General features: G+C 67.1%; 18 protein-coding genes. 5 read left to right on the forward strand and 13 right to left on the reverse strand.

All coding sequences use genetic code 11. The annotated features are described in order from the left end of the window. The first annotated feature begins 51 nt into the window (after positions 1-51). Positions 52-732, forward strand: a complete 681-nt coding sequence (lexA, locus tag ACQR50_RS10855; protein WP_428968337.1) for a transcriptional repressor LexA — start codon at positions 52-54, stop codon at positions 730-732. A gap of 106 nt (positions 733-838) precedes the next feature. On the opposite strand, the gene ACQR50_RS10860 is transcribed toward lexA, so the two are convergent. After that, positions 839-2,941, reverse strand: a complete 2,103-nt coding sequence (locus ACQR50_RS10860; RefSeq protein ID WP_428968338.1) for a ComEC/Rec2 family competence protein — start codon at positions 2,939-2,941, stop codon at positions 839-841. 96 nt (positions 2,942-3,037) lie between these two features. Here ACQR50_RS10860 and gltX point away from each other — a divergent pair, with 96 nt between their 5' ends. Genes gltX through ACQR50_RS10875 form a run of 3 tightly spaced genes read left to right on the forward strand, consistent with a single transcriptional unit; the run spans position 3,038 to position 5,937 of the window. After that, complete coding sequence (gltX, locus tag ACQR50_RS10865) at positions 3,038-4,438, forward strand: glutamate--tRNA ligase (RefSeq protein ID WP_428968339.1); 1,401 nt, start codon at positions 3,038-3,040, stop codon at positions 4,436-4,438. Positions 4,439-4,440: 2 nt separating this feature from the next. Next, entirely contained in the window at positions 4,441-5,724 is a 1,284-nt protein-coding gene (locus ACQR50_RS10870) for a citrate synthase (protein ID WP_058745916.1), read from the forward strand. A gap of 3 nt (positions 5,725-5,727) precedes the next feature. After that, on the forward strand, positions 5,728-5,937 hold the full coding sequence (locus ACQR50_RS10875) for a hypothetical protein (RefSeq protein ID WP_056438051.1): 210 nt from the start codon (positions 5,728-5,730) through the stop codon (positions 5,935-5,937). Positions 5,938-6,317: 380 nt separating this feature from the next. Here the strand turns inward: ACQR50_RS10875 and ACQR50_RS10880 are convergent, their stop codons facing one another. From ACQR50_RS10880 to ACQR50_RS10895, 4 genes are read right to left on the reverse strand one after another with little or no spacing between them, the layout of a single operon-like run. Further along, complete coding sequence (locus tag ACQR50_RS10880; RefSeq protein ID WP_428968340.1) at positions 6,318-7,670, reverse strand: sensor histidine kinase; 1,353 nt, start codon at positions 7,668-7,670, stop codon at positions 6,318-6,320. Further along, positions 7,667-8,719 carry a hypothetical protein gene (locus tag ACQR50_RS10885; protein ID WP_428968341.1) on the reverse strand — a complete coding sequence of 351 codons (1,053 nt, stop codon included), beginning with the start codon at positions 8,717-8,719 and terminating at the stop codon, positions 7,667-7,669. Before ACQR50_RS10885 ends, ACQR50_RS10880 begins: the two co-directional genes overlap by 4 nt. 35 nt (positions 8,720-8,754) lie before the next feature. Beyond that, entirely contained in the window at positions 8,755-9,939 is a 1,185-nt protein-coding gene (locus tag ACQR50_RS10890) for a hypothetical protein (protein ID WP_428968342.1), read from the reverse strand. Positions 9,940-9,993: 54 nt separating this feature from the next. After that, entirely contained in the window at positions 9,994-10,287 is a 294-nt protein-coding gene (locus ACQR50_RS10895; RefSeq protein WP_428968343.1) for an Hpt domain-containing protein, read from the reverse strand. Positions 10,288-10,389: 102 nt separating this feature from the next. Here ACQR50_RS10895 and ACQR50_RS10900 point away from each other — a divergent pair, with 102 nt between their 5' ends. Next, positions 10,390-12,726: a hypothetical protein gene (locus tag ACQR50_RS10900; protein WP_428968344.1), complete on the forward strand. Its 2,337-nt coding sequence runs from the start codon at positions 10,390-10,392 to the stop codon at positions 12,724-12,726. Between the two features lie 74 nt (positions 12,727-12,800). Here the strand turns inward: ACQR50_RS10900 and ACQR50_RS10905 are convergent, their stop codons facing one another. From ACQR50_RS10905 to ACQR50_RS10940, 8 genes are all read right to left on the reverse strand, one after another. Continuing rightward, on the reverse strand, positions 12,801-13,169 hold the full coding sequence (locus tag ACQR50_RS10905) for a VOC family protein (protein WP_428968345.1): 369 nt from the start codon (positions 13,167-13,169) through the stop codon (positions 12,801-12,803). A gap of 32 nt (positions 13,170-13,201) precedes the next feature. Next, positions 13,202-13,927, reverse strand: coding sequence for a helix-turn-helix transcriptional regulator (locus tag ACQR50_RS10910; protein WP_428968346.1), 726 nt, complete (start codon positions 13,925-13,927; stop codon positions 13,202-13,204). Between the two features lies 1 nt (position 13,928). Beyond that, a complete protein-coding gene (locus tag ACQR50_RS10915; protein ID WP_428968347.1) occupies positions 13,929-14,204 on the reverse strand; it encodes a DUF1467 family protein in 276 nt (91 codons plus the stop codon). Positions 14,205-14,208: 4 nt separating this feature from the next. Next, positions 14,209-15,843: a ribonuclease J gene (locus ACQR50_RS10920; protein WP_056438074.1), complete on the reverse strand. Its 1,635-nt coding sequence runs from the start codon at positions 15,841-15,843 to the stop codon at positions 14,209-14,211. Between the two features lie 136 nt (positions 15,844-15,979). After that, on the reverse strand, positions 15,980-16,759 hold the full coding sequence (locus ACQR50_RS10925; RefSeq protein ID WP_428968348.1) for a type III pantothenate kinase: 780 nt from the start codon (positions 16,757-16,759) through the stop codon (positions 15,980-15,982). 9 nt (positions 16,760-16,768) lie between these two features. Then, on the reverse strand, positions 16,769-17,485 hold the full coding sequence (locus ACQR50_RS10930) for a biotin--[acetyl-CoA-carboxylase] ligase (protein ID WP_428968349.1): 717 nt from the start codon (positions 17,483-17,485) through the stop codon (positions 16,769-16,771). A 5-nt stretch (positions 17,486-17,490) separates the two neighbouring features. Further along, positions 17,491-18,954 carry an NADH-quinone oxidoreductase subunit NuoN gene (gene nuoN / locus ACQR50_RS10935; RefSeq protein ID WP_428968350.1) on the reverse strand — a complete coding sequence of 488 codons (1,464 nt, stop codon included), beginning with the start codon at positions 18,952-18,954 and terminating at the stop codon, positions 17,491-17,493. After that, positions 18,954-20,516 carry an NADH-quinone oxidoreductase subunit M gene (locus tag ACQR50_RS10940; RefSeq protein WP_428970686.1) on the reverse strand — a complete coding sequence of 521 codons (1,563 nt, stop codon included), beginning with the start codon at positions 20,514-20,516 and terminating at the stop codon, positions 18,954-18,956. Before ACQR50_RS10940 ends, nuoN begins: the two co-directional genes overlap by 1 nt. Between the last annotated feature and the right edge of the window lie 7 nt (positions 20,517-20,523).

A 20,523-nucleotide genomic window follows, 5' to 3' on the forward strand; every position in this document is an offset into this window, starting at 1 on the left:
AGCCAAAACGTTCCATATAAGTTCCACGTCTGTTCTGGACGGAGGATCGCGATGCTCACCGCAAAGCAGCATGAGCTTGTCTGCTTCATCAACGACCGTTTGAAGGAAACCGGCGTCTCGCCGTCCTTCGAGGAGATGAAGGAGGCGTTGGACCTCAAGTCCAAGTCGGGCGTCCACCGCCTGATCTCCGCGCTGGAGGAACGCCACTTCATCCGTCGCCTGCCCAATCGCGCCCGCGCGCTGGAAGTGTTGCGGATGCCCGACCGGCCGGAAAAGGCCGTGGTGGCCGAACCCGCATCCGGCAACGTCCGTGCGCCCGCCCGACGTCCGGCGGTCGAGCCTGCCAATGACGTGGTCGAAATCCCGCTCCATGGCCGGATCGCCGCCGGTTTGCCGATCGAGGCGTTCGAGGGCAGTTCGACGCTGGCCGTGCCAGCCGCATTGCTCGGCTCGGGCGAACATTATGCGTTGGAAGTATCGGGCGATTCGATGGTCGAGGCAGGTATCCTCGACGGCGACTATGCGCTGATCCGCCGTACCGATGTGGCGCGCGACGGACAGATTGTGGTCGCGCTGATCGACGATAGCGAGGCGACGCTGAAATATTTCCGGCGTGAGGGTTCGATGGTCCGCCTCGACCCCGCCAACCGCGCCTATGATCCACAGCGTTATGCGCCCGCGCAGGTGCGGGTACAGGGCAAGCTGTCGGGCATCCTGCGCCGCTACGAGTGAGGGCGGAGCAAAGCCATCTTAGAAGGTCCTGATCCGGCTTTGGATGGCTTTGCTCGCAGTCTCGATTTGGGGCTGTCGAATACACCGCCCTTGGTCGATAGGGGGCCTATCGCCCTCCCCTCTGCCCCGTCACCGACCACGGATGGCGATCGCCGGGTTGGCGCACCGTCTGCACCATGGGTGGATCGAGCCGGATGGAGACGCCGCCGGTCCGCTTCAAAACAGCGCTGTCCAGTTTTAACCAGCGGGGATGACAAGCATCGGGCAGCCGACGGTCGGCGATCATGATGTCCACCCGACCGCAGAGCGCCACCAACGGCGTCCATGGCACCGGATAACCGCTGCGCGTCGCCGCGATCCGCCACCGCCGCCCGCCCTTCTCCAAAACGGTCACGCACATGTCCCGCCCGCAACGCGCCGCCGGTTGATCGGCCAGCGCCAGCGGCTCGGCATCGGTGCCGCTGAGCTCGGACAGGGTGGTCCGCATATAATCCCCCGCCCGGTCACGGAGCAGCGCCATGCCATGCCCCGTACCGATCCCGGCATGTCGACCGTCGCCGGTGACGATAAGGTCCGGTGCAGGCGCCGCAAGCATGACCCATATACCGGCGATCAACATGGGCGTCCCGAGCCATCGCCACCGGGTCCGCCAAAGCGCGATCCACAATCCCCCCGCGACGGCCAGCCCGAACGCCCATCCCGACGCCACGGGCAAGGCGACCACCGATCCCGGCATGGCGGACACCGCATGCGCCAGCTTCAGCAACAGGCCCAGGGCCTGTCCCAACAACCACCAGAATGGGCCGCCCAGCCCCATGGGCTCCAGCAGCAATGCCATCATCTCCAGCGGCATGGCGATGAAGGTCGTCCAGGGGATCGCGACGATATTGGCCAGTGCGCCGTAAAGCCCCGCCTTATGGAAATGATAGACGGCGATCGGCATCAATGCCGCCTCGACCACCAGGCCGGTCAGCAGCAACGCGCCCAGATGCCGCAACGCCGCCCAGGGCCAGTCGGGATGCGGCCCCAGCCAGTGGCGAACCGCCGGATGCTCATGAAGCGCGACAATGGCGGTGATTGCCGCGAAGGAGAGCTGGAAACTGGCCCCCACCAATGCCTCGGGCCGGAAGATGAGCACGATCAGCGCCCCAGCCGCGACGAGGCGCAGGGTCATCGCTTCCCGGCCCATGGCCAGTGCCGCCAGCACCAGCATCGCCGCAACACAGGAGCGTATCGTCGGAACCTCCGCTCCGGTCAGCCACGTATATCCAACGGCGGCAACGGCTCCGGCCGCTGCACCGACCAACGGCAGTCGAACCCACAGCGCCAGCCAGGGCCAAAGTGCCAGCAGCCTGATCGTCAGCACCATGACGATCCCGACGACCGCCGTGATGTGAAGGCCGCTGACCGACAGCAAATGCGCCAGACCCGCCCGCCGCATCGCCTCCGCATCGTCCTGCGCGATCGCGCCGACATCGCCCGTGGCCAGCGCCGCCGCAATGCCGCCCGCGCTGCCCGGAAGCTGGCCCGTGATCCGCTGCGACAGCCGCTGGCGCAACCCGGGACCTTGATCGGTCCGGTGCAGTAGCTGTACCGGCGCGAAGCCGCGCCCCGTGGCACCGATCCCCTGAAACCACGCCGCGCGCGCGAAGTCATAGCCTCCGGGCGCGACCGGTCCCGCCGGCGGCATCAGCCGCGCCCGCAAGCGGACCCGTGCACCCGGCCCCAATCTCACCGGCGCATCCTCCTGCGGCAATGATATCCGGATGCGCGGCGGCAGACGCAAAACCCGATCGCGTCCGTCCCGCGCCCGAACCGGTCGCAGCATCAGCCGGACGATCTGCCGCGCCGCCAAGGGCTCCGCCGTCTCCACCTCGGCGATCATGTCCGCCATCACCGGCCGCGCCAGAACCGGCGCCCGGACCGACTCGGCACGCGCCCAGGCCAGCAGCACACCCGCCACCACCAGCATCGCGCCCAGACCGATCGCCCGCATCACCCGTCCGCCATCGGACAGGGTCGCCGCCCCCAGCCCGGCGCCCCCGGCGGCGAGCATCACCGCCGCCCAGGCGCGCGGATCGGGCAGCACGAACCACGCCGCAATCCCGGCCCCCAGCATCACCGGCGTCCATAACGGGATCTGGTTCCGTTCGGCCTCGGCCCATTGCTCGGCCCTGCAAAGGCGCGGCATTTGGCGGCGCGGACGCATGGTGCTAGGGGCTGCGGCGGCTGACTGGGCCATCGAATCTTATGCTGGGAGTATGCGCGGTTGAGCGCAACACATGATATCGCCACCGGATCGACCATGAGCGGAGTCGTGACCCGTTTCGCGCCGTCGCCGACCGGATTCCTTCACATCGGCGGCGCGCGCACCGCGCTGTTCAACTGGTTGTTCGCGCGGGCGAATGGCGGCAAGTTCCTGCTGCGCATCGAGGATACCGATCGCGCCCGCTCGACCCAGCCCGCGATCGACGCGATCCTGGACGGCATGCGCTGGCTGGGCCTGGACTGGGACGGCGAGGCCGTGTTCCAGTTCGCCCGTGCCGACCGCCATGCCGAGGTCGCCCGCGAGATGATGGAGCGGGGCCATGCCTATCGCTGCTACATGACGCAGGAAGAAATCGCCGCGCAGCGTGAAGCCGCACAGGCCGCCAAGCAGCCGCTGCGCATCCGCTCGCCCTGGCGCGACGCCGATCCCGCCACCGCGCCGGAGGGCCAGCCCTTCGTCGTCCGCCTGCGTGCGCCGCGCGAGGGGGCGGTGACGATCGAGGACCGCGTACAGGGCAGCGTTACCGTGCAGAATGCCGAGCTGGACGATCTGGTCCTCCTGCGGTCGGACGGCACGCCGACCTATATGCTGGCGGTCGTGGTCGACGACCATGACATGGGCGTGACCCATGTCATCCGTGGCGACGATCACCTGAACAACGCCTTCCGCCAGCTGCCGATCTACAAGGCGATGGGCTGGGCCGAGCCGATCTATGCGCATATCCCGTTGATCCACGGATCGGACGGCGCCAAGCTCTCCAAGCGGCACGGCGCGGTGGGCATCGAGGCCTATCGCGACGAGATGGGCATCCTGCCCGAAGCACTCGACAATTACCTGCTCCGCCTGGGCTGGGGCCATGGTGATGCCGAGATCATCGCGCGGGACGAGGCGGTGAAGTGGTTCGACCTCGCCGCCGTCGGCAAGGCACCGTCGCGCTTCGACCTGAAGAAACTGGAAAACCTTAACGGCCATTATATCCGCGAAGCCGACGACGCGCGTCTGGCAGAGCTGACCGCCAAGCGGATGGGTGTCGAGGATGTCGCGCTGCTGACCGCCGCCATGCCGTCGCTGAAGCCGCGCGCGGCGAATTTGAACGAATTGGCCGATGGCGCGCGCTTCCTTTTCGCGACCCGTCCGTTGAGCCTGGACGACGCCGCCACCGGCCTGCTCGACGATAAGGCACGGGGCATTCTCTTTTCCGTTCACACCGCGCTTGACGCGGTGCACAACTGGGATACGGAGCTTTTGGAAGACGCGGTACGCAAGGTGGCCGAAGCCGAGAGCGTGAAGCTCGGTCAGGTCGCCCAGCCGCTCCGCGCTGCCTTGACCGGACGCAAGACGTCCCCGGGAATCTTCGACGTGCTCGTTTTGCTGGGCCGCGAGGAAAGCCTGGGGCGGATCGCGGACCAGATGACCGCAGATAGGAAGGATCACTGAGTATGAGCGACACCGCGAAATTCGAAATCGGCGGCAAGGGCTTTGACTATCCGGTCATGTCGGGCTCGATCGGCCCGGACGTGGTCGACATCCGCAAGCTCTATGCCCAGACGGGTGCCTTCACCTATGATCCCGGCTTCACCTCGACCGCGTCGTGCCGGTCGGAGCTGACCTATATCGACGGCGACGAAGGCGTTCTGCTGCACCGCGGCTATCCGATCGGCGAACTGGCCGAGAATAGCAGCTTCATGGAGGTCGCCTACCTCCTGCTGAACGGCGAACTGCCCAACCAGGGCGAGCTGTCGGAATTCACCACCACCATCACGCGCCACACCATGGTGCATGAGCAGCTGGCGGCGTTCTTCCGTGGCTTCCGCCGCGATGCGCACCCGATGGCGATCATGTGCGGCGTCGTCGGCGCGCTGTCAGCCTTCTACCACGATTCGACCGACATCCATGATCCGGTGCAGCGCACCATCGCGTCGCACCGCCTGATCGCCAAGATCCCGACGATCGCGGCGATGGCGTACAAGTACAGCGTGGGCCAGCCCTTCCTGTATCCGGACAACTCGCTGTCCTACACCGGCAACTTCCTGCGCATGACCTTCGGCGTTCCGGCCGAGCCGTATGAGGTGAACCCGGCCGTCGAAAAGGCGATGGACCGCATCTTCATCCTGCACGCCGATCACGAGCAGAACGCGTCGACCTCGACCGTGCGTCTGGCGGGCTCGTCGGGTGCGAACCCGTTCGCGTGCATCGCGGCGGGCATCGCCTGCCTCTGGGGTCCGGCGCATGGCGGCGCGAACGAAGCCGCGCTCAACATGCTGCGCGAGATCGGCACGCCCGAGCGTATCCCCGAGTTCATCGCGCGCGCCAAGGACAAGAACGACCCGTTCCGCCTGATGGGCTTCGGTCACCGCGTCTACAAGAACTACGACCCGCGCGCGACCGTGATGCAGAAGACCGTGCGCGAAGTGTTCGACGCGCTGAAGGTCAACGATCCGCTGTTCGAGACGGCGCTCCGCCTTGAAGAGATCGCGCTGAACGACGACTATTTCGTCGAGAAGAAGCTGTTCCCGAACGTCGACTTCTATTCGGGCGTCATCCTGTCGGCGATCGGCTTCCCGACCGAGATGTTCACCGTGCTGTTCGCCCTCGCCCGCACCGTCGGCTGGGTCGCGCAGTGGAACGAGATGATCACCGATCCCGACCAGAAGATCGGCCGCCCGCGTCAGCTGTACACCGGCCCGACGCAGCGTTCCTACGTTCCGGTCGAGCAGCGCTAAGCCATGAACCGGGTCCGGCCGATCCTGATCGCCATCGGCGTCATGCTGGCGCTGACGGGGGGATTATGGATCGGTCAGGGCCTGGGTTACATCCATTGGCCCGAGCAGAGCTTCATGCTCGGCCAGGGCGAATGGGCCGATCGCGGCGCCTTTGTCGCGATCGCCGGACTGGCGTTGATCCTGGTCGCGCGGCGGCTGCCCCGGCGGCGCTGAGCGGTTCGCCAGGACGGCAAGAGACAGGGCTCCTTCGGGAGCCCTTTTTGTTGATCGGGCGGTACCTGTCGAAAGCAACTTCAGCCCCCTGCCTGAAGGGAAGGGGAGAAGGACAAGGTCTGATCGATATCCCGCCGCGTCTCTTCTTCCCCTCGCCCCTGGACAGGGGAGAGGGTTAGCGGAGCTTGCCAGTTTACTGGCTGGCGCAGCTTGGGTGAGGGGTTGAGCGAGCCTCCGGCTCGCGCGCGCTATGCGCGTTCACCCCTCACCCAGCTCCGACTAGGCCTTTGCTATGCAAAGACCAAGTCTGCGCAACCCTCTCCCCTCTGATAGGGGCGAGGGAGAAATAGGTATGGCTGAATGCCGATCCGCCCGAAGACTCAGCGCGCCCTAAGGCGAAGGTGAAAGGTCGCGCCCTCGCCCGGCACGCTTTCGACCCACAGGTCGCCGCCCATCGCGCGCGCCAGACGGCGGGCGATATAGAGACCCAGGCCGTTGCCGCCGGGCTCGCTTGGGTCGACACGCTCGAACTTCTGGAAAATGCGGGTCTGGTCTTCGGGTGCGATGCCCTTGCCATGATCGGTAACGCTGACCACCGCCCATTCCCCGTCACGCTCGGCCGTGACGACCACCTCGCCGCCGCGCGGGGTGTACCGGATCGCGTTGCCGATCAGGTTGATCAAAATCTGGAGACACCGGCCGAAGTCCCCGATCGCAGGCATCGCCTCACCCGCGCCGGGACGACCGATCGTCACGCTCGCGGCATCCGCGCGCACGCCCAGCAGGCCCGAGGCGCGGCGGGCGACATCCGCCAGATCGATCGGCATGGCCGCCAGTCGGAAATCGGGCTGTTCGATCGCCTGTAGCTCGACCAGATTGTCGACCAGCCCGATCAGATGCCGCCCGGCATGCGCGATGTCATTGGCATATTCGGCATATTCGGCGGCGATCGGTCCGTCGCTGCGCGCCGCGATGCTGTCGGCATTGGCGACGATCCGTGCGAGCGGCGTGCGCAGGGCGCGGTCGAGCCCGGCCGTGAATGTCTCGGTCAGCGGCGACGCGCCGGGATGCAGCAAGGCGTCGTCCGCCCCCTCCCCCGGCTCGTCGATCAGATAGGTCGCGCCGACCAGACCGGCGATGCCCCCCATCGCGTCATGGCGGATCGCCGCCGACAACCGGACCGGTGCATCGGTCGGCCGCAACCGGGCGCCTCGCCCGTCGAGCGGTGCCCCCTCTTCCAGCAGCGCCGTGCCGGAGTCGAAAGCGAAGAGCGCCGCCAACGGCCGCCCCAGCATCGCCTGTGCATCGAAGCCATGGCGCATTCCCGCCCCCGGCGACACGAAGGTCAGACGCAGCGCCGCGTCGGTTTCCCAGCGAAAGTCCGCACCCATCGCGGCATGTTCGGGCGGGGTCGCGCCCGGCTTCCACGCGTCCCGGTCGCGCCAGCCGCTGACGCTCAGGCGGATCTGCCCGGTTTCGGGGCGGGCCTGTACCCACAGGTCGAGATCGCCTTCGTCATCGGCGACCATCACCTGGCGCGATACCGTGATGCCAAGCCGCCGCGCCAGCCGAGCGATCCGGGCGATGGGTGCCACCGCCAGACAGTCGCTGGCACTGCCTCCCGCACGCATATGAAGCAGTTCGATGGGAGGATCGGCCGACAGGATGTGATCGCCCGCGTCCAGAATGGCACGTGCGACCATCGATTCGCCGGGGCTGTCCATCGAGCTCATCGGCGTTCGGAGCCTTCCAGCCGCTCGATCGCCTCTCGAAACGGCGCGGGCAGGCTGAGCGATGCGATGGCCCGGTGCGCCTCCTCGGCGGGAATGGCCATGATCGCGTCCAGCGCTTCGGCAAAGCCGTCGACATCGCGGCGTCCGTCCGCCTCGCACAGCGACAGTCCGATCCGCGCGATCACCGGCCGATCCTGGTCCAGCGACCGCAGGGCGAGCCACAGCCGGTCGCCTTCGGGCTCCAGCACGATCTCGCGCACCATGTCATGCTCGATGCCGAGCGCATGGGTCAGCAGGGCAACGAACAAACCCAATTGCCGGTCGGACAGGCTTTCGAGCAGCAGGTCGGGCAATTCGCCCGGTCGCGCGTCGATCGCCGCGGCCAGCCGCATCGCAGGCAGGCCCGGCCGGTCACCGTCATCGCGCGCCGCCAGGACCCGCTCGACGGCCTGCGCCAGCGCCCCGTCCCAGGCCGGATCGTCGCCCTTGCGCAGGGCCGCCGCCACGGTCCAGACGAGACGGTCGTGCAGTCGTGTCGGCAGGCCCACCGCTTCATCGCCTTCGCGCGAACGCCCCTCGGCCAGCAGCACGGCGCGCGCGGCGGCGGCGACGATCCGGTCGGGGGCCTCGGTCAGGCGGACCAGCAAGCTCGGCGCATCACCCGCCATGCTCTCGATGGGCAGTGCGCGGGCGATCAGGCCCTGCCGGACCTGCGCGACCAGTTCGTCGACCAGTGCCGGGTCGGCCAGCGCATCCGCCCGATAGAGCAGCCGCAACACCTCTTGCTGCTGGGGCTGCCCCACACCCTCCGGCATGACCCGATCGGCCTGTTGCAGGAGGTCGTGCGCGATCGTCTCGACCAGGTGGTGCAGCCGCGCCGTCACCTCGAACCGGACCTGATCGGTCAGGCGCGATTCGGCATCCAGCCGCAGGTCCAGCACCGCACCCCGCCGCCGTCCCGCCGCGCGCGCGCGCGCCGCCGCGACGCGGTCGGACAGCCGCGTGGCGTGCCATGGGGAGGCGTGATGTGGGTCCGGTTCGACCGCCATGGGGCACCGCTAACCCCTTTGATGTTAAAGCGACACTAAACTTGGGCGCGCAATGTCTCGATTGCGGACGTTAAAGTGACGATCGCATAAATACTCGCGAGCGCCAGGCCCCAGGGCACGATGCCGACCAGCGCGGCGGGGAAAAGGACCAGCAGATAGGCGGGCGGGCTGGCCCACCAGCGTCGCCGGAAGCGATAGAGCCCGGCCCGCTCCGCCAAAACACCGAGAATGATCAGCATCAAGGCCAGGACCGGGGCAATATCCTCACCCGACAAACGGAAATCCTGCCACCCGAGCGCCGCCACGGCGAGCCCGGACAGCGCCGCGATGGCCGACGACCCGGCGCGCGCCATGCCCTGTTCGTCGCGCAACCCCGCCAGCGTCTCGCCGAGGCCCAGCCCCAGCGTTCCCGCAATGGCGATCAGCAAGCCGAAAGCCGGCAGGCCGGACAGGATCAGAACCAGCCCGAGCAGGCCCAGCCCGGCCCCTACCCCGCCCGCGACATGGGCGGGAACCGAACGCTCGACCAGGCGCGGCAGTGCGAGGCGTGCGATGGGCGCCAGGATGTAACGATCGAACCAGCTCCGTCGTCCGGAGACCAGCCGTGCGACGACCGCCCGCCCCCGCGCATCCAGCGCCTCGGCACGGTGGACGATGCCATGACCCGCCTTTTCTGCATCGGCGGGCAGCAGGATATGAGTCGCCCGCGCCTGGGCCGCGAGCCGCAACAGCGTCGATTGCAGGTCGTAATCGCGGGGCAGCGCCGCCACCTCGGCGACCCGGCGCGGATCGAGCCGCGCGACCCCCGCCCAGGCCATCTGGCCGCCGACGCGCTCCAGTCCGGCTTCGGCCTCCGCCTCGGGCAGCACGATCAGCGCGTCCTGTCCGGCATCGCGCAGGACCAGCGCGATCGTATCCTCAGTGGTGATCAGGCCATCGGCCAGTACGAGCAGCCGCGACAGGGGATGGAGTTTCTCCGACGCCTCCACCGCGCTGCGCACCGTGTCGACCACCACCCCGCGCTGGGCGATTCGGGCGATCGCGCCGAGCAGTTCCGGGGTCAGGCGCGCAACGACGATGATGATCTGTGCGGCCCCCGCCGCGATCAGCAGGCGCGCCTGATATTCGATCAGGGTAACGCCCGCGAACGGCAGGGTGGCCGTCAGCCGACCGGGGCGGTCGTCGGCGTCGTCAATCGCAAAGAGAAGACCGGAAAGCATCGCGTGCTGTTAGGCGCTAGAGACGCACCTTGCCAGCCCCGACCCCGTGAAGGGTCAAAGGCGCGCGACCTGATCCCCGATCCGGTCGAGCAACTGCGAGTCCGGGCTTTCCAGTTCCGCCGCCTGCGCCGCCAGGGTCATCAGCGGCAAAGCGTTGACGCTCGCCGCCAACCCCTTCAGCCGCAAGGCCGCCTCGCGCCATTCGCCAGCGTCCTCGGCCATATGCATGGCCTCCATCGCACGGGTCACGCCCTCCACAAAGGCGCGGCGCAATTCCTGGATCACGGCCGGTTCGTCACCCGCCACCGCCGCCAGGGCAGAATCGATCGTTCCGTGCTCGTAGGTCATTGCCCTCACTTAAACCCGAACCGGGGTTGCACGGAATAGCGCAATTCGCTTTCTGCCATCGGCAAACGTGATAAACCGGCCCATTGTGACACGGGGGCCCAGATGATCGTCGATATGCGCGCAGAGCGTCAGGACAGGTCGGACATGCCGAACGCAGAGGCGGATATGCAAGATTATACCGTCCAGCCCCCGACCCAAGAAGCCCCGTCCGCCCCGCCTGCCGCCGATCCCCCATCCTTCGGCGTCTGGCTGGACGAAGGCACCGCCCTGGTCGAGCAGGAGGAGCCCTCGCCTGCACGCTGGCCTCTGATCGTCGCGATCCTGGCCTCGGTCCTGTGGGCGGCGGCCATTCTGTTCTGGGGCATCTCGGCCAGCCCGATGCTCTCACCCACGACGCTGGCCCCGCTGGGTACACTCGCACTAGCCGGGCCGATGCTGATCGCCGTCCTGTGGCTGGTCGGCCAGCGCAGCAGCCGCGCCGAGCAACGCCGCTTCGCACTCACCGCGCGCGACATGCGCGAGGAAGCGGCGGCGCTGGAGCGCGCGGTCGGCGCGATCGGACAAGCGCTATCCGCCAACCGCTTTGAGCTGTCGGCCCAGGCGATCGCCCTGTCCGAAATGGCGCAGGCCGCCGAGACGCGCTTCCGGACGATCGCGCGTGACCTGACCGACGATATCCAGATGGTCGAGGCGCATGGCCGCACGCTTGCCGATATCGCCGTGACCAGCCAGTCGAGCATGACCCAGCTGCTCGAAGCCCTGCCCCGCGCTGCGGAGGAGATCGGCGAGGCATCCGACCGGATGGCGGAGGCGGCGCGCTCGGCGCAAATCCATGCGATGGAGCTGGACGCCCAGTTCGTCGCGCTCGGTCGGCGCGGGCAGGATGCGGACACCATTGCCAGCGGTGCGGCGCTTCGCCTGGCCACCCACATCGAACAGATGGAGGAAACCAGTCGCGTCGCCGGGGTGCATCTGGAAACGGTCACCGGCAACCTCGCCACCACGATCGACGCGCTGCTCGACCGAACGGCCCAGGCCATCGACCAGTCGCGCCTGGGCTTCGCGACCCAGGGCGAGGAGATGCTGGCGATGATCGCGGCGAACCAGGCGGCGCTCGACGGGGCGGCGCGCGACAGTGCCGATGCGCTGGCCGAAAGGCTGACGACGGTGGACGGCGCCGTCGCCCGGCTGACCGCCGAACTGGAGGCGCAGCGGATCGCGGGCGAGACGATGATCGACACGCTCGACACAGAATTGGAGCGGGTCGAGACGCGCATCGCGGTGCTTCACACTCAGGGCACCGAAAAGTCGCAGATGCTCGCCGCCTCGATCAGCGCCTTGGGCGGGTCGGCGGATGCGATGACCGGCGCGCTGGAGGCGGGCGAGACCATGGCCAACCGCGTCATCGGCACGACCGAGACGCTGCTGATCGCACTCGATGCCGCCGCGCGCGAGATCGACGAAACGCTGCCCGAGGCGCTGGGGCGGCTCGACCAACGGATGCATGCCAGCCATGAGGTGGTGGTCGAGACCAAGCCCGAACTGCTCGCCCTGGTCGCCGCGGCCGAGAGCACGCATGAGGCGATCGAGGCGATCGCCGACGTCATCGCCGAGCAGCGCCAGACGCTGGAGACGCTGTCGGGCTCCCTGCTCGAGACCCTGTCGACCGGGCGGGCCAAGGCCGATGCGCTGGGTATGATGGTCGAGGAGACGATCGAACGCTCGCACCAGTTCGCCGACGAGGCCGCACCCAAGCTGGTCGATGCGTTGCTGCGCGTCCGCGAGACCGCTGCGACTGCCGCCGAAAAGGCGCGCGAGACGCTGGCCGACGTCATTCCCCAGGCCGCCAGCGCGCTGGAAATCGCCAGTGCCGAGGCGATGCGGCGCGCGACCGGCGATACCGTCGAGCGACAGGTTCATGCCATCGTCGATGCCACCCAGAACGCGGTCGAGGCCGCCACGCGCGCGACCGAGCGACTGGCACGGCAGGCCGACATGATCGTCGAGAAGACGACGATCGTCGAATCGCGGATCGAAGAGGCCCGGACCGAGCGCGAGGAAGCCGATCGCGACAATTTCGCCCGCCGCGCCTCGCTGCTGGTCGAATCGCTCAATTCGGCGTCGATCGACATCGCCAAAATCTATGCCCCCGAAGTCACCGACAGCGCCTGGGCCGCCTATCTGAAGGGGGATCGCGGCGTCTTCACCCGGCGTGCGGTGCGTATCCTCGACTCGCACCAGGCGCGGGGCATCGCCGATCTGTATGACGAGGATCCCAAGTTCCGCGACCATGTGAACCGCTATATCCATGACTTCGAAGCGATGCTGCGCGGCGTGCTGGCCCAGCGTGACGGATCGCCGCTGGGCGTCACGTTGCTGTCGTCGGATATGGGCAAGCTCTATGTCGCGCTTGCGCAGGCCATCGAGCGGCTGCGTTAACGGAGGTCGAGACGTGGCGGTCGAGCGTTGCTCCAACCGCCCTTCCGCCTGATCGACGTCGCAGGCTACGCCCCTCAACCGTTCAGCGCATAGACCCGCAACCGGTGCCCATCGGGATCCAGCGCCACGAAGCTCCGCCCGAACGGACGATCATTGGGCGGCATCAACATCGTCACCCCCTTGGCCAGCCAATCCGCATGACACGCATCCACGCCGTCATGGTCCCGCCGGAACCCCAGCTCGATGACACCCGATGCCCCCTCCGCCGGGGGATCGATCACGTCGCGACGCCACAGGCCCAGCGTCGTACCCGAATCGAGGGCGAACAGGGTGAAGGCCTCACCTGCATCGACCGGGTCGCGCTGCAACACGCTGCGATAAAAGTCGGTGCTGACGTGCATATCGGCGATGTGCAGCAGGATGGTGGTCGTCGGGCAGGTCATGGCAAAGCTCCTTCGTTCGAGAGGAGGTCCGCCTATCCGACGGCTGCGTCAGTTTCCGTCAGCAGGAAACGCTCCTGCGGAATGCCCGCCGCTTCGCGCCATTCGCGCAGCAGGACGGCGCGGCGACGCGGATAACGCTTCGGCAGGGGGCGCACGGTAACGATGCGGTCGATACGGAAGGTACGATAATCGCCGCGCAACTCGCACCAGCCGAGCAGCACATCGGCCCGGTCGAACAGCGCGATCGCGAACGGCCAGATGGTCCGCTCCGATGCTTCACCCTGTGCGTCGCGGTAGACGAGCGACAAACGCCGCTCGTTCCGGATCGCTGCCCGCAGAGGTGCCGGATCGACCGCCCCCTCATAGGCTTCCGACCTCGGGCCGATGAACAGCGCCGTATCGCGCATCGCCTCGGCCTGTTCGGGGGTCATCGCGCGCATGATCCGCGCCGCAGCACTGCGTGCGGCCTGCCCCATTGCCGGGTCCGCCCGCTCGGCGACCCAGCGAGCCCCCAGGACCAGCGCCTCGACTTCCTCGACGGGGAAACTCATCGGCGGCAGCATGAAGCCGGGCTTCAGGCGATAGCCCAATCCTGCCCCGCCCTCGACATCCGCACCCATCGCCTGGAGCGTCGCGATATCGCGGTACAGCGTGCGCAGCGAAATGCCGAGCTGCTCGGCCAGATGCCGCCCGGACACGACGCCGCTCTGGCGGTGGAGCAGATGGAGCAGGTCGAACAGGCGGGATGCACGCGCCACGTCAGACGCCCCGGCTTACCCCGCTCCAGTCGAGCATGTCGGCGGTGATCCAGCCATAGACATAGTTCAGATAGAACAGGCCGAACATCACCGTCGCCACGATCGTCGTGCGCAGGAAGAAGCGCCCGATCAGGAAGACATGCGGCGCGCTCTCGGCGGTGCCGGGAATATGCTCGCCCCCCGCCTCGTGCGTGGTCCTGACCCCGAAGGGCAGGACCAGGAACACGGCGAGGAACCAGAACAGGACGTAGATCGCGAGGGCCGACGTCCAGTGCATGGTCTTAGCCCTCGATCAGCAGGACATCGACGATCGGCTTCTTGCCGGTCCACCGCGTCGCGACCTTGCGCACCGACAGGCGAATATCCTCGCGCAGCTTGTCGGTCGCGCGGCGTGGGCCGTCGACCGCCTTGGCCGCCGCCGCCACCGCCTCGGCGATGAAGGCGTCACGCTCGTCCTCGACGGGCACACCCTGTACGCGGATCTGCGGGCTGCCGACCAGCCGCCCCTTGGCGACCGCGACGCCGACCGAGATCTGACCGTTGATCGCCAACTTGCGCCGCTCGTTCATCGTCGAGCCGTCCGACGGCAGGATGACGTCACCGTCCAGCACCAGTCGACCGACCGGCACATTGCCGATCTTGGTGGCGTTGCCGGGCAGCAGGCGGACCATGTCGCCGTCCGACTGGACGATGGTCTGCGGCACGCCCTGCGTCGTCGCGAAGCGGGCATGCTCCATCATGTGCCGCATCTCGCCGTGAACGGGCATCAGCGTGCGGGGGCGCAGCCACTTGTACATCTGTGCCAATTCGGGCTGGCCCGGATGGCCCGACACATGGACATGCGCCTGACGCTCGGTGACCATGCGGACGCCCTTGCCCGCCAGGATGTTCTGGATACGGCCGACCGCCGTCTCGTTGCCCGGAATCTGGCGCGCCGAAAAGATGACGGTGTCGCCAGTGTCGAGGCGGATCGTATGGCTGCCCTCGGCGATACGGGACAGCGCGGCACGCGGCTCGCCCTGCCCGCCGGTCGCGACGATCAGCACGCGGTCCTTGGGCAGGCGCATCGCCGTCTCGGGGTCGACGACCTCGGGGAAGCCCTTGAAGTAGCCACAGGCCCGGCCGACCTTCAGGATCCGGTCGAGCGAGCGGCCGGTGACGCACAGCTTGCGCCCCGTCTCCTTGGCGACCTCACCCAGCGTCACCAGACGCGCGGCGTTGGAGGCGAAGGTGGTGACGACCACGCGCCCCTTCGCCTTGGCCACCGTCTCGGCGATGCCGGGGCGGACGCTGGCTTCCGAGCCCGAGGCTTCGGTGTTGAAGGCGTTGGTGGAGTCGCACACCAGCACGTCGACGCCCATGTCGCCGATCGACGACAGCTGCGCCGGGCTGGCGGGCTTGCCGATGACGGGGGTCTGGTCGAGCTTCCAGTCACCGGTGTGGAACACGCGGCCGACCGCCGTTTCGATCAGCAGCGCATTGGCTTCGGGGATCGAGTGCGACAGCGGCACGAAGGTGAAGTCGAACGGGCCGACCTCGAACGTCTTGCCCGTCTCCATCACGCGCAGCTTGACGCGGTTCGCGCTGCCCTCTTCCTCCAGCTTGCCGCGGACGAGCCCGGCGGTGAAGGCGGTCGCATAGATCGGCACGCCCAGATCTTCGGCCAGATAGGGCAGCGCGCCGATATGGTCCTCGTGACCATGGGTCAGCACGATGCCGACCAGGTCGTCCAGCCGGTCCTCGATGAAGCTCAGATCAGGCAGGATCACATCGATGCCGGGATAGGCCGGATCGGCGAAGGTGATGCCGCAATCGACCATCACCCACTTACCTTCGGTGCCGTACAGGTTCACGTTCATGCCGATTTCGCCCGATCCACCGAGCGCGCAGAACAGCAATTCTTTCTTGGGAGTCATTCACTTCCTGACAATGGACGCCCACCCCGCTGAAAGCGGGTTCGGGGCGATGGGGGTGCGCCGGTCAGGGCGCGGTCATTTCTTCGCGGACCCCGGCGCCCAGCGCTATCTCGCGGGCTGCCTGGTCCGAAACTCGTCATGTGATATGGGCGCGTTCCCACAGGATCGCCAGCCCCTGAATGGTCAGGTCGGGCTCGATATGATCGAAAACATCGGTATGCGGCGACAAAAGCGCCGCCAATCCGCCGGTTGCCAGCACCTTGACCGGCCGGCCGACCTCGGCCTTCAGCCGCGCCACCAGCCCCTCGATCATCGCGACATAGCCCCAGAAGATGCCGATATGCATCTGGTCGACCGTGTTGCGGCCGATCACGCTCCGGCTTTCCGGTGCCTCGATGGCGATACGCGGCAGCTTGGCCGCAGCGGTCACCAGCGCGTCGAGCGACAGGTTGATGCCGGGTGCGATGATCCCGCCCTTATACGCCCCGTGATAGTCGCTGATGTCGAGGGTCGTCGCCGTGCCGAAATCGATGGTGATCAGATCGCCGGGATGAAGCTCGTGCGCCGCGATCGTGTTGACCGCGCGGTCCGCGCCCAGCGAGGCGGGTTCGTCGACGTCGATCGCGATCCCCCATTCCACCGGCGCGCGGCCTGCGATCAGCGGCTCGACCTTGAAATATTTCTGCGCCAGCACCTGAAGATTGTGGAGCGCGCGCGGCACGACGGTAGCGATGATGACGCCGGTCACATCGTCGCGCGCATAGCCTTCCAGCGCCAGCAACTGGCTGAGCCATACCGCATATTCGTCGCCGGTGCGGCGCGGATCGGTCGCGATGCGCCAGCGCCCCTTGATCGTCCGCCCTTCGAGCAGCGCAAAGACCACGTTCGTGTTCCCGGCATCGATCGCAAGCAGCATGGGGGTCCTTCAGATCAGGAAGATATCGCCGGCATGGATGACATGGCCGGAGCCGTCCGCCAAGCCGAGCCTGAGCGCGCCGTCGCTCGCCAAGCCGTCAAAGCTTCCGGTCAGCGCCTGCCCGTCCGGCAGTTTGGCGGTCAGAGCGGTGCCGCGCGGATGCGCCCTGGCTTCCCAGCGCGCGATAATGGGTGGCAGCCCCTGTTCACGCCAGATCGCGACCCAGCGGGTCATCGCATCGGCGAGCAACGCCTGCATCGTCTGGGGCGAGACAGTGACGCCATGATCGCCAAGCGCGGTCGTGGCGCGGTCGGATAGGTCCGGGGCCGACGCCAGGTTGATCCCCATGCCGATGACGACCGCATCACCCGTACGCTCCAACAAGATGCCCGACAATTTGGCGCCGTCGATCAACAGATCGTTCGGCCATTTCAACGCAAGGCGTGCGCCGATATCGGGAAGACAGGATCGCACCGCATCCTCGATCGCCACGGCGGCGACCAGCGCCAGCGTCGCCGCCATCGGATCACCGGGGCGCAGGCGGACCAGCGTCGATCCATAATAATTTCCGGAGGGCGAGGACCATTCCCGCCCCTGGCGTCCGCGCCCCGCCGTCTGGCGGTCGGCGCGGAGCCAAAGGCCGTCCCAATTGCCATCTTCGCCGCCTGCCTCGGCAAGCCGGCGAAGATCGGCATTGGTCGATCCCGTTTCCGGGACGTGCAGCAATCGGCTCAGAACAGCGCCCGAGCGGCTGCCAACGACCAGGCGCCCAGCAGCGGGATGGCCAGATAGCCGACCGGCGAGACGAACAGCGCCGACAGCGCGATCAGGCCGTTCTCGACGGGCTGAACGTCGCTATTGGCCCAGGCACCGGCGGGCTCGTCGAAGAACATCGTCTTGATGATGCGCAGGTAATAATAGGCACCAATCACCGAGGCGACGACACCGATCACCGCCAGCGGGAACAGCCCCGCCGCGACCGCCGCATTAAACACCGCAAACTTGGCATAGAAGCCGAGCAGCGGCGGAATGCCCGCGACCGAGAACATGAAGAAGGCCATCGCCCAGGCCAGCGCCGGACGCGTGCGCGACAGGCCCGACAGGCTGGCGATCGACTCGAGCGGATTGCCGTCCTCGTCGCGCATGCGGATGACGATCAGGAACGCACCCAGCGTCATGATGACGTAGATGGTGAGATAGGTCAGCACCGCCGCGACGCCCTGCGCCGTACCCGCCGCCAGACCGATGAGGGCAAAGCCGACATTGTTGATCGACGAATAGGCGAGCAGCCGCTTGATGTTGGTCTGCCCAATGGCCGCGACTGCGCCCAGGATGATCGATGCGAGCGCCGCGAAGGTCACGATCTGCTGCCACTGCTGCGCGGCCGAGCCCATCGCCTCGACAGCGACCCGCACCGCCAGCGCCATCGCCGCAACCTTGGGGGCCGAGGCGAAGAAGGCCGTCACCGGGGTCGGCGCGCCTTCATAGACGTCCGGCGTCCACATGTGGAACGGCACCGCCGACATCTTGAACGCCAGCCCGGCGAACACGAACACGAGGCCGAACATCAGGCCCAGCGAACGCGTACCAGCGGCGGCATCGCGACCATAGGCCAAGGCGATCTGCGCGAAGTCGGTGGACCCCGAGAAGCCGTAGACCAGCGAGATGCCGTAAAGCAGGATGCCCGAGGCCAATGCGCCGAGGACGAAATACTTCAGACCCGCTTCGGCCGAACGCCCGTCGCGACGCATGAAGCTCGCCAGCACATAAGCCGACAGGCTCTGCAGTTCGAGACCGACATAGAGCGTCAGCAGATCGCCCGCCGACACCATCATGCCCATGCCGACCGAAGAAAGCAGCATGAGGATGGGATATTCGGGACGCAGATCCTCACCCGGCGAGCGGGCGAAGAAGCGCGGCGCCATGATGATCGCCACCGCGGTCGCCAGATAGATCAGGACCTTGGCGAAACCGGCAAAGGCGTCGGCGCGGTAGAGACCGCCAAAGGCAAGACCGCCCGTGGTCGACGGACCGGCCAGCGCGACCATCGCGCCGGCCAGCACGAACACCGCCGCGATCGAAATGCCGCGCGTGGCGTTCGTCCCGCCCCAGGCGGCGACGAGCATCAGCGCGATCGCACCGAGGGTCAGCACCAGCTCGGGCAGGACCATCAAAAGGTTCAACGAATAGCTCATCAGTGCGCCTCCCCGTGCGCAGCTTGGTGCGCAGCTTGGCGCTCTGGGGCATGGGTGGTGGCAAGCGCGGGGTTACCGGCGGTCGGACGGCTGTCCGAACCCGGATTGGCCCGGTCGATCCGCTGCAACAGGACCGTGACGTCCTTGCGCATCGGCGCCAGGAAGCTCTCCGGATACACGCCCATCCACAGCGTCACCGCTGCGATCGGGGCCAGCAGCCACAATTCACGGCTCGTCAGGTCGGGCATCGCCGCCACCTCGTCCGACTTGATCTCGCCATAGGCGACCCGCCGGTAAAGATAGAGCATATAGGCCGCACCCAGGATGATGCCGGTGGTGCAGAGCAGCGCGGTCCAGGTCGACACCTGATAGGTGCCCATCAGCGACAGGAACTCGGCGACGAAGCCACTGGTGCCCGGCAGACCGATCGACGCCATGGTGAAGAACAGGAACAGCACGGCATATTTGGGCATGTTGATCGACAGCCCGCCGTAGCGCGCGATCTCACGGGTGTGCAGCCGGTCATAGATGACGCCGACGCACAGGAAGAGCGCACCCGACACCAGACCGTGGCTGAGCATCATGATCATCGCGCCTTCGATGCCCTGCTGGTTGAAGGCATAAAGGCCGATGGTCACGATCGCCATGTGCGCGACCGACGAATAGGCGATCAGCTTCTTCATGTCGGACTGCACCAGCGCGACCAGCGAGGCATAGATCACCGCCACCGCCGACAGCGCGAAGATCAGCCAGGTCAGCTGCCCGCTCGCCTCCGGGAACATCGGCAGCAGGAAGCGCAGGAAGCCATAGCCGCCCAGCTTCAGCAGCACGCCCGCCAGAATGACCGAACCCGCCGTCGGCGCCTGCACGTGCGCGTCGGGAAGCCAGGTGTGGACCGGCCACATCGGCATCTTGACCGCGAACGAGGCGAAGAAGGCGATCCACAGCCAGGTCTGGACCGAGGCCGGGAAGTCATAGGCGAGAAGCGCCGGGATCGAGGTCGTGCCCGCCGTGCGTGCCATGTAGAGCATCGCGACGAACATGAGGAGCGAGCCGAGCAGCGTGTACAGGAAGAACTTGTACGACGCGTAGATGCGGTTCGCCCCGCCCCAGATGCCGATGATCAGATACATCGGGATCAGACCGGCTTCGAAGAAGACGTAGAAGAGGAACAGGTCCTGCGCCGCGAAGGTACCGATCATCAGCACTTCGGTGAACAGGAACAGGCCCATATATTCCGGGACCCGCTTGTCGATCGCGCGCCAGCTGGCGCCGATGCAGATCGGCATCAGGAACACGCTGAGCATGATCAGCAACAGCGCGAAGCCGTCGATGCCGAGCGACCAGCCGAACGGACCGAAGATGCCGGGGGCATGTTCGACGAACTGCCACTGCGCGCCGCCCACATCGAACTGCGTCCAGAGCACGATGCCCAGAGCGAAGTCGATCAGCGTGGCGGCAAGCGCTAACATGCGCGCGCCGTTTGCGGAGAGGAAAAGGCAGGCAATCGCGGCAATGGCCGGGACCGCCAGCATGACGGAGAGGATCGGGAAGCCCTGCATCACGCGA

The organism is Sphingomonas sp. Xoc002 (genome assembly GCF_050408055.1).
In the GTDB taxonomy this organism is placed as follows: domain Bacteria; phylum Pseudomonadota; class Alphaproteobacteria; order Sphingomonadales; family Sphingomonadaceae; genus Sphingomonas; species Sphingomonas yabuuchiae.

Coding starts and splice junctions, on each gene's coding strand:
- lexA (WP_428968337.1), top strand. CDS start 52: ATGCTCACCGCAAAGCAGCATGAGCTTGTCTGCTTCATCAACGACCGT.
- ACQR50_RS10860 (WP_428968338.1), bottom strand. CDS start 2,941: ATGCGTCCGCGCCGCCAAATGCCGCGCCTTTGCAGGGCCGAGCAATGG.
- gltX (WP_428968339.1), top strand. CDS start 3,038: ATGAGCGGAGTCGTGACCCGTTTCGCGCCGTCGCCGACCGGATTCCTT.
- ACQR50_RS10870 (WP_058745916.1), top strand. CDS start 4,441: ATGAGCGACACCGCGAAATTCGAAATCGGCGGCAAGGGCTTTGACTAT.
- ACQR50_RS10875 (WP_056438051.1), top strand. CDS start 5,728: ATGAACCGGGTCCGGCCGATCCTGATCGCCATCGGCGTCATGCTGGCG.
- ACQR50_RS10880 (WP_428968340.1), bottom strand. CDS start 7,670: ATGAGCTCGATGGACAGCCCCGGCGAATCGATGGTCGCACGTGCCATT.
- ACQR50_RS10885 (WP_428968341.1), bottom strand. CDS start 8,719: ATGGCGGTCGAACCGGACCCACATCACGCCTCCCCATGGCACGCCACG.
- ACQR50_RS10890 (WP_428968342.1), bottom strand. CDS start 9,939: ATGCTTTCCGGTCTTCTCTTTGCGATTGACGACGCCGACGACCGCCCC.
- ACQR50_RS10895 (WP_428968343.1), bottom strand. CDS start 10,287: ATGACCTACGAGCACGGAACGATCGATTCTGCCCTGGCGGCGGTGGCG.
- ACQR50_RS10900 (WP_428968344.1), top strand. CDS start 10,390: ATGATCGTCGATATGCGCGCAGAGCGTCAGGACAGGTCGGACATGCCG.
- ACQR50_RS10905 (WP_428968345.1), bottom strand. CDS start 13,169: ATGACCTGCCCGACGACCACCATCCTGCTGCACATCGCCGATATGCAC.
- ACQR50_RS10915 (WP_428968347.1), bottom strand. CDS start 14,204: ATGCACTGGACGTCGGCCCTCGCGATCTACGTCCTGTTCTGGTTCCTC.
- ACQR50_RS10920 (WP_056438074.1), bottom strand. CDS start 15,843: ATGACTCCCAAGAAAGAATTGCTGTTCTGCGCGCTCGGTGGATCGGGC.
- ACQR50_RS10925 (WP_428968348.1), bottom strand. CDS start 16,759: ATGCTGCTTGCGATCGATGCCGGGAACACGAACGTGGTCTTTGCGCTG.
- nuoN (WP_428968350.1), bottom strand. CDS start 18,954: ATGAGCTATTCGTTGAACCTTTTGATGGTCCTGCCCGAGCTGGTGCTG.
- ACQR50_RS10940 (WP_428970686.1), bottom strand. CDS start 20,516: ATGCAGGGCTTCCCGATCCTCTCCGTCATGCTGGCGGTCCCGGCCATT.